The sequence below is a fragment of the Opitutia bacterium KCR 482 genome (genome assembly GCA_029269845.2).
GTDB lineage: Bacteria > Verrucomicrobiota > Verrucomicrobiia > Opitutales > Intestinicryptomonadaceae > Merdousia.
On sequence record CP149973.1, the window covers coordinates 457,609 to 471,304 of the forward strand.

Below are 13,696 nucleotides of genomic sequence, written 5' to 3' on the forward strand. Positions count from 1 at the left end.
CGGCACAATGTCGACCGCCTTTTCACATGCAGAAGTTCGGACGAAAAAAAAAAACGCGGCGTTTGCTCGCCGCGTTCATCGGAAAAATCCGCAAAAAAGAAGACGATAATAGGAAGAGGACGGCGGCTATTCGTCGTCGTCCTGAATGTAGTTTTTGTTGCGGGTGGTCGGGCCGCCCGCGCGCAGCCACGCGTTGATGAAAAGGTCTATGTCGCCGTCCATCACCGCCTGCAAATTGCCCGTTTCCGCGCCCGTCCGCAGGTCTTTCACCATCTGGTAGGGCTGGAAAACGTAGCTTCTGATTTGGTTGCCCCACGAAATTTCGCCCTTTTCGCCGTAGAATCTGTCCATCTCGGCGCGTTTTTGGTCGAGCAGTTTTTCGTAGAGCCGGCTTTTGAGGATTTTCATTGCGCTCGCCTTGTTCTTGAACTGCGACCGCTCGTTCTGGCACGCCACGACTATCCCCGACGGTATGTGCGTTATGCGCACCGCGCTCTCGGTTTTGTTGACGTGCTGGCCGCCCTTGCCGCTGGAACGGTAGGTGTCTATCTTCAAGTCTTCCTCCTTGATATCCATGTCGATGTCGTCCTCGATTTCCGCGATTACATCGACCGACGCAAACGACGTGTGCCTGCGCTTGTTCGCGTCGAACGGGCTGATGCGCACAAGCCTGTGCACCCCGCGCTCCGCCTTGGAGTATCCGTACGCGTTAGGCCCCACAATTCTGAACGTGATTTTCGAAACGCCCGCCTCTTCGCCGTCCTGAACGTCCTCAATCTCGACCTTGAAGCCGCGGCGTTCCGCCCAGCGCATGTACATTCTGAAAAGCATTTCCGCCCAGTCGCAACTTTCAGTGCCGCCCGCGCCAGCGTGGATTGTCATGATTGCGTTCGAAGAGTCGAGCGGCCCGCTGAGGAAAGACTCTATCTCGATTTTGTCCAATTCCGAGTGAAGCTTGGTTGTCTCTGCGGCAAGCTCTGCGGCGAGCGATTCGTCGTTGTCGGACTCCTCCGCAAGCTCGAAAAGCGCGTTGAGGTCGTCCACGCGGCGTTTCAAAGCCGTCTGCGGCGCGACAAGCCCCTTCAAGCGGGTGAGTTCGGACACGATTTTCTGCGCCTCGGCCTGATTGTCCCAAAAATCCTGCCGAGCCATCTGGGCTTCGAGTTCCTCTATTTTTGCGCACTTCGACGGTACGTCAAAGAAACCTCCATAAATACCCCGCCCTTTTCGAGATGTCCTCGGCGGCGGCCTTGATTTCCATGTCTACTATCATGAATTGCATTTTCGGAAAATTGCGCCCGCATATCAACACAAAAAAGCTTGAAAAGAAAAATCCGCTCGCGATACTTAATTACAAATGCGTTCGCGTGGAACGCCGAACTTTCAACAAAAATCTATATGTCAGACGAACAAACACCCCCCCCATTCCCCGAAAACACGGCTCCCAAGCCCGTAGCTCCCGCGCAGGAAGCACCCAAAGCCGCACCCGCGGCGACTCCCGTGGCGCAAGTCTCCCCCGCTCCCGCGGCAACCGCGCCGACGGTTTCGGCAACACCCGTAGCTCCCGCGCCGGCGGCGGCACGCCCCGCGGCGGCAGCCCCCAAATTCGACCTTCCCAAAGCGAAATACGGAATCGCGAATAAAGCGGGGGCACCCGTACAGGTTCAGGTTAAGAAATCCGACAATCCGTCGATATTGTCGGTGGCGATTGACGGTCTCGCCGCGGCGGTCGCGGTGGCATTCGCCGTTTTAATTATTTTGGACATCTAAATTATGTCGGGAAAAGTAATACACTTAAATTCGAATAACTTCGATAAAACGGTAAACTCGGACAAGCCCGTGCTTGTCGATTTCTGGGCGACATGGTGCGGCCCGTGCCGCATGCTTGGCCCTACAATAGAAGCCCTCGCAGAGGAGATGGGCGATAACGCGCTCGTCTGCAAGCTCGACGTCGACCAAGCGCCCGAAATTGCCGATAAATTCGGAATCACCGCAGTCCCCACCCTCATCTTCTTCCGCAAGGGACAGAAAATCGGCACAAGCCCGATGGCGTCGAAAGACGAACTCAAAGCGAGGCTCGAACAACTCGCATAACCCCCCAAAAAAAACTCCAAAAGGCGGACTCCAACAAGTTCGCCTTTTTTGCGTGTAAAATCAGTAGAACGTTGTGGAATGGGAAAGGCAAATAATCGTAAGCAACCGCAAGCGGTTTAAAAGGGAATACATTCCCAGAAGTGCCTTATCGACGGCGACAAAAAAGCCCGCAAGGGTGTAAATTTGCGGGCTTTTAAATGGTGGAGGTGAGGGGAGTTGAACCCCTGTCCTTATCGCCTTCGGGCATACTGTCTACATGTGTAGCCGTACTTTGTGCTTTATTCGGGCTTGGGATACGGCTACCGTCCCGAATGCATTGTCCGCAATGTGGCGGCCGTTAATCCGGACAAGTACCAACGACCCCTGTTCCCAATGTCGACGCCGGATTCCGCTTATTGGGAGTCGGCGGGCCGACGTGCCGCGTTAATTAAGCAGCAATAGCGTATTCTTCGCCATTTATTGTTTTGTGTGATACATTTTTACGGAGCCAAGTATCATCTCCGACATGCAAGCATGGCCTACAACCATAAGTCGAATTCCGGAACACCCCCGAATCTGTTTACGGCTTTCGCTATTTTGTTTTTTTCTTTCTCGGCATTTTTTCCGATTTTTCAAGTTTTTTTTTCGCCCTGCTCTAAATCGCTTGACTTTTACGCGCCCCGCGCCCATCTTCGATTTTTTAATCAATATTAACTTACATTTCCCTCGATGCTGAATTTTTCCGAGCAATGCATGGATATGGCCCGCTCCATTTTGGGCAAAAACATTGACGCTATCAACGCTGACGGTTCGATTATTCCCGTCGAAAACGAATCGTCCCTCGATTTCGAACCCGGCCATGCCGCCCTCGCCTTGGGCGAATTCTACCGTGCGACGGGGCTTACGGAAATTGAAGGCCGCGACATTGTAGACCTTTGCGCGCGCTGCATCACCGCCCAGACAAACGACAAGGAGTACACCGAAGACGGCCTCGCCTACTCCTCGCTCGGACTCCTCTCTTTCGGCCCGTCGAAAGACCGCAATGCCGTTTGGGACAGGCTTCTCGAAGAAACCCAGAAGAACCTCGACAAGCGTCTGCTCTCGCGCACCGACTATGACGACCATTTCCAGATTTTCAACATCGCGAAAGCCGTTGCGCGTTTCAGCATGGGGCTTAGCAAGAAAGACGAAACCGGCAAGCTCATAGACAGATTCCTCGAACGCATTCAGCAGACGTCGTCGGGCAAGTATTTCGACGACAAGCCGCAAGGCTCGCTCGACGGCGTGTTCGACCTGTGCGGCGTGGTGTCGTTCGTGTTCATCAGGCAGTCGTTGCAGCTCCACGCGAACATGCATTTGCGCGACAGAAAAATTCCGTCGCTGCGCACGTTTGCGGAAAAGTATTTGAGGCTTCTGCCCGACATCGTGCGCTCGGACGGCCTCGGCTGGGCGTTCGGCAGAAATCTTGGCGCGTACGGGCAAATGCACTGCATTTCGATGATTCTGCAAGCCATGCGCGACGGCTGGATTGCCGAAGACAAAATGCCCGAATACATGGACATTCTCCGCCGCCTCTTCCAGTTCTTCTTCATGACATACCTCAACCAGGAGCACGGCTACCTCGTAATTCGCGACGCCGAGCGTTCCGCCGCGGCGGGCTGCACAACGCGCATGGCGAATTTCGACGCCGCCCGCTACCTCTGCCAGTGGTCGCGTCTGGCGAAGACCGTCGGACGCCAAATGCAGGCGAAGCAGTCCGAAATGAAGTCGGGCGGCAAGTATGTAATTTTCGACAATTCCTCGCGCAAGGAACAGGGGCTGTTTGTCTACACGAACGCCGCCACGGGCATGCACTTGCATTTGCCGCTCATCGCCCCCGGAGAAAAGAACATTTCGTCGTCGCTTGCGTTCCCGCACATGCCGGGAGTTTTCGACTGGCCGGCTGACAGATACCTGCCCGTGCTCGTGCCCGAACTCACTTTCGGCGACAAAATTACGACGCCGTCGTACTACGGCAAGCGCTGCACGACGGGCTTGGGGCTGCGCAATTCGTTCTTCTTCCGCTACGAACAGCCGGAGCTGATTACCGCCGACGGCGAAATCGTAAAGGGCTTGGGTTCGTGCAAAGTTTCGTGGTCGTTTAGCGGCAACAAAATTACGGGCGATTTCATCTACACGGTGCACAACCAAATCACGCTCGACAAGTTCAGGCTCGTCGTGGCAATCGGCTCGCCGCACACGGAATACCACGTCCCGATGACCTACGCAATCGGCGAAAAAGGCTTGGGCGTCGGAATAGAAAAGGACGATTTTCAGGCGAATTGGCTCGACACGGAAGTCGTAAGCGAAGACCCGCAGTACCGCTCCTATTGGGGGAATATCCACTACTTGCAGGTTTACGCGCGCGACAGGGCAATGGTCATGCGTCCCGGAGTGCAGTACCGCATTACGCTGTCGCTCGACCCCGACATCGCGTTTGCCGAGTAGGACTTGTTTCAAAACAGAAAAAAGCGAAGCCGCAAACGGCTTCGCTTTTTTGTTTGTGGGCGGCGGGTTTTCGGCGTCCGCCGAGGCGCGGATTGCGCGTTTATTTTTTCATCATTTTCAGAACGTCTTTGAGAGACGAGTGCGATTGCGCCCCCGCTTTCGTGATTTTGAGCGCAGCGGCGGCGGACGCGAATTTTACGGCGGAGTCGATGTCGTCGAAAAGCTTGAAGCCCGCAAGCAGCGAACCCGTAAAGCAGTCGCCCGCGCCCACGGTGTCAATCGGGCGCACGGAATACGCCGCGTAGCGTCTTTCGCCGTCTGCGTTGAAGAGAGCGCAGCCGCGTTCGCCGAGCGTTATCAGCACGTTTTTGACGCCCTTTTTCAGCAGAGACTTCGCCGCTTTCTGCATGCTCGTGAAGCCGCGCTGAACCTGCAAAATCTCGATTTCGTTCGGAACGAGAAAATCGACGTTTTTGAGAATTTCGTCGTCGAGCAGCTTTGCGGGCGCGGGGGTAAGAACCGTCGTGCACCCCGCCGCCTTTGCGAGTTTCAGCCCCTCCGCGACGGTTTCGAGCGGATTTTCAAGCTGGAAAGCAATGTGCGAGAATTTCGAGAAGTCGATTTTCTTCATGTCCTCTGGCGTAAGCAGCGAGTTTGCGCCGGGGGCTACGGTGATGATATTCTGCCCCTCTTTTGCGACGGTAATCAGGGCAACCCCCGTGTGCGCTCCCTTGCAGATTTTCACGAGCGACACGTCCATGCCGCGCTCGACAAGGTATTCGAGGTACGAGCGTCCGATGTCGTCGTCGCCAAGCCCCGCGCAGAACGCGGTATTTTCGAAAAGCGTTTTTGCGGCGACCGCCTGATTCGCGCCCTTGCCGCCCTCGTGTTTCGAGAAAACCCCGCCGAGCACGGTCTCTCCCGTTCGGGGAATTTTCGCCGACTTAACGACCATATCGACATTTGCGCTTCCGACCACGAGTATTTTTCTATCGTCCTTCATAAAAATTTTTCTCCTATTGTTTCATTTTATCGGCTTACGACATCAGAGTCAAAGACGCTCAAAGTCAATAGCAAAAGAAAAAATTTTTGCGGACGCGCAAAAAAAACGGACGCCCCTCAGTGGAGGCGTCCGCCGAAAGCGTTTGCGCGGCGCGGGCTATCCGTCGATTTTTTCGGAGAGGAACGCCACGAGCTCCGATTCGCTCATGCGAACCTGTTTTGTGGAGTCGCGGTCTCTCAGCGTTACCGTACCGTCGCCCTCGATTGTCTGGAAGTCTACGGTGATTCCGAACGGCGTGCCGATTTCGTCCTGACGGCGGTAGCGGCGGCCGATTGCCCCCGACGCGTCGAAGAAGATGTTCCAGCGGCGGCGGAGCTTTTTGTAGAGGGCTTCCGCGTGCGCGTAGAGTTCGGGCTTGTTCTTGACCAGCGGGAAAACCGCCGCCTTGAACGGCGCGACGCGCGGGCTGAATTTAAGCAGAATGCGCTTTTCGGGCTGACCCTTGTCGTTGGGAACTTCGTCCTCTTCGTAGGCGGCGGACATTACCGCAAGGAATGTGCGGTCTACGCCGAGCGACGGCTCGATGACGTGCGGCAGGTACTTTTCCTTGCGGGCTTCGTCGAAGTATTCAAGGTTCTTGCCCGACGCGTTTTGGTGCTGGGTAAGGTCGAAGTTTCCGCGAACGGCAATGCCCTGCAATTCCTGCAAGCCGTGCGGGAAGTGGAAAGTGATGTCGGTGCACGCCTTCGCGTAGTGCGCAAGCTTTTCCTGCGGGTGGACGTCCTCCGCGAGAGCGTCGGCGGGAAGCCCGATGGATACGAACCACGCCTTGCATGCGTCAATCCACTGGCGGTGGAGCGTCTTCCAGTCGTCGTAGGGCGAGATGAAGTATTCTATTTCCATCTGCTCGAACTCCCTGCTGCGGAAGATGAAGTTGCGCGGCGTGATTTCGTTTCTGAAAGCCTTGCCGATTTGCGCGATGCCGAAGGGCACTTTTACGCGCGTGGTGTCGCAGATGTTTTTGAAGTCGGCAAAAATGCCCTGCGCGGTTTCGGGGCGGAGGTAGGCGATTGCCGTTTCGTCGCGCATTGCGCCGACGTATGTCTGGAACATGAGGTTGAAGTCGCGCGGCGGCGTGAGCGTGCCGGCGTTGCCCGTTGCGGGCGAGGGAATGAGGTCGTACTCAAATGGCTTTGCGTCCATGTAGTTTTTGAGGACGACTTCGCCGAGTTCGCCCTGGCGCGCGAGCTTGCGTTTGAGTTCCGCCGCCTTTTTCTCGGCGTCCTTTTGCATGTTCTCGTCTTCGAGGACGCTGACGTAGCCGATTGTCTCGCCGTCAACCTTGACTTCCGCGAAGAAAATCTGGTCGGCGCGGAAGCGGAGCTTCGACTCCTTGCAGTCAACCATCGGGTCGGAAAAGCCCGCGACGTGTCCCGACGCGCGCCAAACGTCGGGGTGCATGATTATAGACGCGTCGAGACCCACGATGTCGTCGCGCCCGTGTACAAAGTCGTTCCACCATGCGCGTTTAATGTTGTTTTTGAGTTCAACGCCGAGCGGACCGTAGTCGAAAAATCCGTTAAACCCGCCGTAGATTTCGGAGGAGCGGTAAATGAACCCCCTGCGCTTGCAGAGACCCTCGATTGTTGCCATATCGACCATGTTAGTTTCCTTTTCTGTATAAATAAAGAGTCGCCTTTTCGGACTTCCGAAATTCGGCTGAATATTCGACAATGAAACAGTATGTGTTTTTCGCAAGAAAATTTTAGCGTTTGGCAAAATATCCACCCGCGATTCCCTCCCATTTTTTCCCGACTTCGTCGAAACTTCCGCCCTCCCCTCCCGCGCCTTTTTACGCAAGTTTTTATTTGACGCAAGACGGCGCGACTATAATTTCGTCTTTTCTATGAGGAAAACATTATTCATTCTTTTATCTTCGATTTTAACACTGTCGGCATTCGCGCAGTCGCAAAAAGACGCGTTCGCCGGCTTCTATAAGGGCAAAATTACGCTCGCCGACGGCAGCGAACTCAAACGCGGATACCCCGTTTCGATGTATCCCGAAATCTACGCCGAAGTGTACAGAGGCCCGCAGGCAAAATACCGCGTCAAGATTCTCACGGGCATTCTCTCCCGCGCGGAAACGACTTCTTTTGCCGACGGGCTGACCGCCTCCGACGGAAAAATCGAATTCAAGACCTCCGAACCGCTCGCGCTCAAAGGCACGGCGACCCCGTCGGAAATCGTCGCAAGCGGCAAATACAACGGTCAGGACGTTAAAATCGACCTCAAACGCTTCGAATTTAAATCTCCCACACTCGGAGCAAAAGCCCCCAAGGGCGCAGTCGTGCTCTTCGACGGCACAGACCCCTCGAAGGAATGGGAACTCGTTTCCGCCCGCCAAACCCCCGTTAACTGGACTCTCAAAGACGGCGCAATGACCGTCAAAACCGACGCCAAAAAGCCCGACGGCAAAAAGCTCAACACCACAATCGAATCGAAACGCGCGTTCGGCAAGTGCAAGCTCCACATCGAATTCAACATTCCCCCGATGTACGACTGCCTCGGTCAGGCGCGCGCAAATTCGGGCGTGTTCTTCGGCCCGTACGAAATTCAGGTGCTCGACTCGTTCGGCGCGGAAGCCTCGTGGGACCACTGCGGCTCGGTCTACCGCCAGACGGCGTCGCAGTACAACGCCTCGCTCGAACCCGGCGCGTGGCAGACATACGACATCATCTACACCCCCGCAAAATTCGAAGGCGACAAGTGCGTGGCGTTCCCGACATTCACGGTCTACCACAACGGCAAACGCGTCCAGTACGAAACGCCCGTTCCGTACTCCACAAGCATGCCTCTTAAAAAGATTGCGGAATTCAAACACCCCAAAGAACCCGTCAAGCTCAGGCTCCAAGACCACACGAACCCCGTTTCGTTCAGAAACATCTGGGTTCAGGAGCTGTAATTTAGGCGGCATAGCGAAATGCGCGGCGGATTCCCCCGCGCATTTTTTTTGCCTTTTTGCTTAAACTCCGCCGGAAAAATCCGAATTTATGTCATTGACAATATTATTACGCGCGTAAAATTACACACAATATCGGACGAAAAAAACGCCCGACGGAAATTTCTGCAAAGGAATAAAAATGAAAAAAACACTCGTATCAATGCTCGCCGCCTGCGCAATCGTTCTCTGCGGCTGCGGCGCAAACGTAGACGAAAACAAAACGCCCCAACAAGCGAAAACCGAAGCCGCGTCGATGGACGCAACCTCACTGCAAAAGCAAATCGACGAATTGAAGGCGTTTATCGCCAAGAAGGAAGTCGAAGCAAAAGCGGTTGCCGAAAAGATCTCGAAAATCCCGCTCGCCAAACAAATGGGCAACGACGCAAAAGCGTTGAGGGAGGAAGCTTCGAAAATCGCCGACTCCGTCAAGAAAATCCAAGCCCAGCTCAGCGTGTACGCCGAAGAGCTGAAAGCAAAAGCCGCCGCTCAGACAAAATAAAGCTTTTACAAAAAACAAAAAAGACCGCTTCGGCGGTCTTTTTTTGCGGACTTTCAGCTACGCGGCAGCATGCGCACTGCACCCGCCGCTGCCCGCGGCGCGGCAAATTTCGGGAATCGCCGCCCTACCCTCGCCGCTTCAACACGGCAGCCGACAAGACACAAATTCCGAACGCAAACGCAAACGCCGCAGGCTCTGGAATGCTCGAAGCGTAGGAAAAATCGACAAGCAGCGGATTGTCCTTGTCCATCTCGAAATTCTGACCGATTGCGCTTATGAAAAACTCGCCGTTCGCAAAATCGACAAGCGAAATGCTGCCAAGCTCGAAAGTCTCGTCGAGAGTGGAAAGCGTCGCCCTGTAAAATCCGTCGGCACTCTTTTCGAGCGAAAACGAAAGCCCGAAACTCTGCTCGACAGGGGAAAGCACGGGGAAATCGCGCTCTATCGGAGAACCCGCGCCGGAAGAGGAAATCGAAACGGAAACATTGTCCGCATAGAACTCGACACTCCAACTCACCCATTCGCCGCCGTCCGCGCCGCGCAGCGTAGCTCCGAACGACGACCCGCCGTCGGCAAAAAGCGACGGCAATTCAAATTCCGCGGAAAATCCGCCGCCGAGCCGCCAGACCTTTCCCGAATCGAAATAGAGCGCGGAATGCGAAGTTTCGTCGCCGACAAAACGCGCAGTTCCGCCGTCGTACACAACCCCGTAAGAGGGATACGAAAACCGCCAATCGTTCTCGTCCAAAGCGGCGGCAAACGCATCGGCCGCAACAAAACAAAAGAGCGCCGTCAAAAATTTTTTCATAACAACACCCTAAAATATACCGCCCCGCCGTCAACTTTCAAAATTCCCCAAAATCGCGCCGCAATCCGAACACAAAAAAAACGCGCCCGCTGGCGCGTTTTTTTGTGTTCGGGAAGTGTCCTGCGGTTAGACGTTTGCCTTGTGCATGTCGCCTTCCGCAAGGAACGCTTCGTGGAATGCGTATGCGCGGGCGAGCGTCTGCGGAGTGTGTCCCATCGGATCGTCTTTGAGGAACTTACGCAGCAGGTCGCGGTAGCTGGGGTGTGCGCATTTCTCGATGATGATTTCCGCGCGTTCGTACGGAGTCTTGCAACGAAGGTCGGCGACGCCGTATTCGGTCACGATGATGTTCACGCTGTGTTCGTTGTGATCGCAATGCGAGACATTCGGAACGATTGCGCTTATCATGCCGCCCTTTGCTACCGACGGGCATGTGTAAATCGACGTGTATGCCGCGCGGGTGAAGTCGCCGCTGCCGCCGATGCCGTTCATGAGGTTTTTGCCCATGATGTGCGAACTGTTCACGTTGCCCGAAAGGTCTACTTCAATTGCCGTGTTAATCGAAATAATGCCTATGCGGCGCGCGACTTCGGGGCTGTTCGAAATTTCCTGCGGGCGCAGAACGAGTCTTTCGCGGAAGAATTTGGGGTTTGCGTAGATTTCCTGAATCTTTGCGGGAGTTACCGTAAGCGACGTCGCGCTTGCGTTCTTGATTCTGCCGTGTTCGATAAGCTCGATTACCGAGTCCTGCAAAACTTCCGAGTACATCGAGAATGCGGGAATGTCGGGGTTGTTGCCGAGTGCGCCGAGAACCGCGTTTGCGATGTTGCCGACGCCGCTTTGAATGGGCAGGAACGAGTCGGGAATTCTGCCTGCCTTCATTTCGCTTGCGAGGAAGTCGGCAACGTTTTGTCCGATTTTTTCGGTAATCGGATCGCTGGGTTTGAAGGGCTTTACTTCGTCGGCCTTGTTCGTGAGCACAATGCCCGCGATTTTGCTCGGGTCGATTTTAACGACCTTCGAGCCGATTCTGTCGCCCGCCGAGTAAATCGGAATTTCGCGGCGGTGCGGCGGATTCGCCGTTTCGTAGATGTCGTGAAAGCCGCAAAGCTCCTTCGAGTGGTACGAGTTCAGTTCGATGAGAACCTTTTCGGCGAGTTTCAAGCCCGTAGGGGCAATGCCGACCGACGTCGTAAGAAGGATTTGGCCGTCGTCGGAAACGTCCGCCGCTTCGACAATCGCCCAGTCGAACTTGCCCATGAAGCCGTAGTTCATGTACTGGGGAGTCATCGACAGGTGGAGGTCGGTATATTTAAGCTCGTTTTTGTTTGCCCCGCCCCTGAGGTCGGCATTCGACTGGTAGGGGGCGCGGTAGTTGATTGCGTGCGCGCGCGCGAGAACGCCGTCGCACGAGTCGCCCGTGGACGCGCCCGTGATTATATTGATTTTGAAAGGTCTGCCCGCCGCGTGTTCGGCTTCGGCGCGGCGCGCAATCGCGCCGGGGATTTCCTTCGTCGCGCCCGCGGGGGTGAAGCCGCTGAACGCAATTTGTTGACCGTTTTGGATAAGGCTCGCAGCCTCGTCCGCTGACATTATGGTATATTTCATTTTAATTTTGCGTTGAAGTGTTTTGCGGTTGTCGGGCAGACGCCCGAATAATAAAAAAGACGGCGCGGATTCCGCGCCATCTACCGATGAATTTTAGTGCGCAAGCGTCGCGATAAAGAAGCCCGCGACCATTGCCGTTCCGATGACGCCCGCTACGTTCGGACCCATTGCGTGCATGAGAAGGAAGTTCGACGGGTCGGCTTTCTGACCCTCAACCTGTGAGACTCTCGCCGCCATCGGCACGGCCGAAACGCCCGCCGAGCCGATAAGCGGATTGATTTTTTCCTTCAAGAACAAATTCATGAACTTTGCAATTACCACGCCCGCCGCCGTCGAGAAGCCAAACGCAACCACGCCCAGCGCGAGAATCGAAAGCGTATCCACGCGAATGAACCTGTCGCCAGTCATCGTTATGCCGACCGACGTTCCGAGGAACACCGTTACGATGTTGATTGTCTCGTTTTGCGCCGCCTTGCTGAGGCGTTCGCAGACGCCGCACTCGCGAATGAAGTTGCCGAGCATGAGCATGCCGATAAGCGCGGAAACGTCGGGCACAAGCAGAATGCAGAAAATCGTTACGACCAGCGCGAACACGAGCTTTTCCAAGCGCGACACTTTGCGCAGGCTTTTCATGCGGATTTTGCGTTCGGCCTCCGTCGTGAGCGCGCGCATAATCGGCGGCTGGATAATCGGCACAAGCGCCATGTAGCTGTACGCCGCGACCGCAATCGGGGCGAGAATGTGGGGCGCGAGTTTGTTCGAGATGAAAATCGAAGTCGGGCCGTCCGCGCCGCCGATAATGCCGATTGACGCCGCCTCGCGGGCGTTGAAGCCGCACAGGCAGATTGCGCCGATGAACGTGATGAACACGCCGAACTGCGCCGCGCCGCCGAGCAAAAGCATTTTCGGGTTTGCGATAAGCGGGCCGAAGTCAGTCAACGCGCCGACGCCGAGGAAAATGAGGGGCGGGAAGATTTCGAGCAGAACGCCCTTTTGAATGTAGTAGTACAGACCGCCAACGCGCGGGCTGTAAACGTCGGCGACGGTTTCGCCGTAGACGGCTTTCGAGCCTGCCGCGAGCGAAACTTCCGTTATCGTGCCCGATGTCGAAGCCCAGACAAAGAGGTCGCTCCCCTTTATTTCGACAAGTCTGCCTTTATAGGACACAGTAAACGACATTGCCGCTTCCGACGCCTCTTTTCCCGAAGACGCCTTGGCGGAGTCGGGGCGGATTATCGCGACCAAATCGGGAATTCCCTTTGCCTTTTCGAAAACGTCCGAGCGTCCCTCTGCGGAGGTCGCCTTTGCGAGAGCCGCGAAAAACGCGTCTACGTCCGACTTCGCCGTGGCGTCGCTTTTGATGACGTCCGACACCCTAACGGGCGTCTGGCGGACGACGCGCGGCACATAAACCGAGTCTCCCTTTTGTACGAAAACCGAACGCACCGTTCCCGCCGCGGGAGCGACGAGCGGTTCGGCGGGCTTGTTCAGCACGCCCTCTGTCGGCAGGTTGGCGAGCAATGCGCCGAACGCAATCGGGACAAGCAACAGCGGCTCGAACTGCTTGAATACCGCAAGGTAAAGCAAAACGAAAACCACAAGCCACATCACGACCATGCGCCAATCGACGTAGAAAAACCCCGTATCGAAGGCCAAATCTATTAAACTTTGTAGCATTTGATTATAAATTAAGGATTGTCGTTGCACAAAAACGGAATCGCGCAGGATTCCGCGAACGATAACAAATCCGCCGAAAATCGGCTCGCAAATTATGCGGCGCGCCGCCAAAACGGCGGCGCAACTTCGTTATGCGATTGCGACCAAAGGCTGGCCTTCCTGTACGCTCTGTCCTGCGGCGACGTAGATTTTGGAAACCGTACCCGCCCTGTCGGAATTGATGGGGGTGCTCATCTTCATGGCTTCGAGCGTTACGAGCAGGTCGCCCGCCTTTACCGTCTGGCCTTCCTTAACGTTGACTGCAACGACCGTCGCCGCGAGGGGGCATGCAACGTCGCCTGCGCCTGCCGCCGCGGGCGCGGGAGCAGCCGCTTTTGGAGCGGGAGCGGGCGCGGGAGCTACGGGAGCCGCCGCAACGGGTGCGGGAGTAGCGGGGGCTACCGCCGCAGGGGCAGCGGGTGCCGCGTTCGACGAGCCGAGAACTTCGACTTCTACTTCGTATACTTTGCCTTCAACTGTGATGCGTAATTTTTTCATAAA

Annotated in this window: 12 protein-coding genes and 1 other RNA gene; 5 read left to right on the forward strand and 8 right to left on the reverse strand. The window is 55.6% G+C overall.

Annotated elements, in window-relative coordinates; genetic code table 11:
- Positions 1 to 126: 126 nt before the first annotated feature.
- Positions 127 to 1,273, reverse strand: a protein-coding gene (prfB, locus tag P3B99_001870) for a peptide chain release factor 2 (GenBank protein ID WYJ08435.1) whose coding sequence is annotated in 2 segments (ribosomal slippage) — positions 127 to 1,197 and positions 1,199 to 1,273 — 1,146 coding nt in all. Because the reading frame shifts where the segments join, the coding sequence is not laid out codon by codon here.
- Between the two features lie 125 nt (positions 1,274 to 1,398).
- On the opposite strand from prfB, the gene P3B99_001875 reads away from it, so the two are divergent.
- Positions 1,399 to 1,770 carry a hypothetical protein gene (locus tag P3B99_001875; protein WYJ07877.1) on the forward strand — a complete coding sequence of 124 codons (372 nt, stop codon included), beginning with the start codon at positions 1,399 to 1,401 and terminating at the stop codon, positions 1,768 to 1,770.
- Positions 1,771 to 1,773: 3 nt separating this feature from the next.
- Entirely contained in the window at positions 1,774 to 2,094 is a 321-nt protein-coding gene (trxA, locus tag P3B99_001880) for a thioredoxin (protein WYJ07878.1), read from the forward strand.
- Positions 2,095 to 2,292: 198 nt separating this feature from the next.
- Here the strand turns inward: trxA and ssrA are convergent.
- Positions 2,293 to 2,645, reverse strand: a transfer-messenger RNA (tmRNA) gene (gene ssrA / locus P3B99_001885).
- Between the two features lie 181 nt (positions 2,646 to 2,826).
- Here ssrA and P3B99_001890 point away from each other — a divergent pair.
- On the forward strand, positions 2,827 to 4,560 hold the full coding sequence (locus P3B99_001890) for a hypothetical protein (GenBank protein ID WYJ07879.1): 1,734 nt from the start codon (positions 2,827 to 2,829) through the stop codon (positions 4,558 to 4,560).
- 100 nt (positions 4,561 to 4,660) lie between these two features.
- On the opposite strand, the gene P3B99_001895 is transcribed toward P3B99_001890, so the two are convergent.
- Complete coding sequence (locus P3B99_001895) at positions 4,661 to 5,563, reverse strand: ribokinase (protein ID WYJ07880.1); 903 nt, start codon at positions 5,561 to 5,563, stop codon at positions 4,661 to 4,663.
- 156 nt (positions 5,564 to 5,719) lie between these two features.
- Positions 5,720 to 7,225 carry a glycine--tRNA ligase gene (locus P3B99_001900; protein ID WYJ07881.1) on the reverse strand — a complete coding sequence of 502 codons (1,506 nt, stop codon included), beginning with the start codon at positions 7,223 to 7,225 and terminating at the stop codon, positions 5,720 to 5,722.
- 244 nt (positions 7,226 to 7,469) lie between these two features.
- Here P3B99_001900 and P3B99_001905 point away from each other — a divergent pair, with 244 nt between their 5' ends.
- Complete coding sequence (locus tag P3B99_001905) at positions 7,470 to 8,525, forward strand: DUF1080 domain-containing protein (GenBank protein WYJ07882.1); 1,056 nt, start codon at positions 7,470 to 7,472, stop codon at positions 8,523 to 8,525.
- A gap of 178 nt (positions 8,526 to 8,703) precedes the next feature.
- Positions 8,704 to 9,063 (forward strand): hypothetical protein, encoded by a 360-nt coding sequence (locus tag P3B99_001910; GenBank protein WYJ07883.1) that lies wholly within the window; start codon positions 8,704 to 8,706, stop codon positions 9,061 to 9,063.
- A gap of 124 nt (positions 9,064 to 9,187) precedes the next feature.
- Here the strand turns inward: P3B99_001910 and P3B99_001915 are convergent, their stop codons facing one another.
- The 4 genes from P3B99_001915 to P3B99_001930 form a co-directional block, all read right to left on the reverse strand.
- On the reverse strand, positions 9,188 to 9,811 hold the full coding sequence (locus P3B99_001915) for a hypothetical protein (protein WYJ07884.1): 624 nt from the start codon (positions 9,809 to 9,811) through the stop codon (positions 9,188 to 9,190).
- A gap of 186 nt (positions 9,812 to 9,997) precedes the next feature.
- Entirely contained in the window at positions 9,998 to 11,479 is a 1,482-nt protein-coding gene (locus tag P3B99_001920; GenBank protein ID WYJ07885.1) for a succinate CoA transferase, read from the reverse strand.
- Between the two features lie 93 nt (positions 11,480 to 11,572).
- Complete coding sequence (locus P3B99_001925) at positions 11,573 to 13,156, reverse strand: sodium ion-translocating decarboxylase subunit beta (GenBank protein WYJ07886.1); 1,584 nt, start codon at positions 13,154 to 13,156, stop codon at positions 11,573 to 11,575.
- A gap of 129 nt (positions 13,157 to 13,285) precedes the next feature.
- The gene (locus P3B99_001930) at positions 13,286 to 13,693 is read right to left on the reverse strand and encodes a biotin/lipoyl-containing protein (GenBank protein ID WYJ07887.1); all 408 of its coding nucleotides are present in this window, start codon (positions 13,691 to 13,693) and stop codon (positions 13,286 to 13,288) included.
- Positions 13,694 to 13,696 lie beyond the last annotated feature (3 nt).

What these genes read in the sequence shown, in the direction of transcription:
- trxA (WYJ07878.1), top strand. Translation starts at nt 1,774, where the DNA reads ATGTCGGGAAAAGTAATACACTTAAATTCGAATAACTTCGATAAAACG.
- P3B99_001910 (WYJ07883.1), top strand. Translation starts at nt 8,704, where the DNA reads ATGAAAAAAACACTCGTATCAATGCTCGCCGCCTGCGCAATCGTTCTC.
- P3B99_001895 (WYJ07880.1), bottom strand. Translation starts at nt 5,563, where the DNA reads ATGAAGGACGATAGAAAAATACTCGTGGTCGGAAGCGCAAATGTCGAT.
- P3B99_001900 (WYJ07881.1), bottom strand. Translation starts at nt 7,225, where the DNA reads ATGGTCGATATGGCAACAATCGAGGGTCTCTGCAAGCGCAGGGGGTTC.
- P3B99_001930 (WYJ07887.1), bottom strand. Translation starts at nt 13,693, where the DNA reads ATGAAAAAATTACGCATCACAGTTGAAGGCAAAGTATACGAAGTAGAA.
- P3B99_001925 (WYJ07886.1), bottom strand. Translation starts at nt 13,156, where the DNA reads ATGCTACAAAGTTTAATAGATTTGGCCTTCGATACGGGGTTTTTCTAC.
- P3B99_001890 (WYJ07879.1), top strand. Translation starts at nt 2,827, where the DNA reads ATGGATATGGCCCGCTCCATTTTGGGCAAAAACATTGACGCTATCAAC.
- P3B99_001905 (WYJ07882.1), top strand. Translation starts at nt 7,470, where the DNA reads ATGAGGAAAACATTATTCATTCTTTTATCTTCGATTTTAACACTGTCG.
- P3B99_001920 (WYJ07885.1), bottom strand. Translation starts at nt 11,479, where the DNA reads ATGAAATATACCATAATGTCAGCGGACGAGGCTGCGAGCCTTATCCAA.
- P3B99_001875 (WYJ07877.1), top strand. Translation starts at nt 1,399, where the DNA reads ATGTCAGACGAACAAACACCCCCCCCATTCCCCGAAAACACGGCTCCC.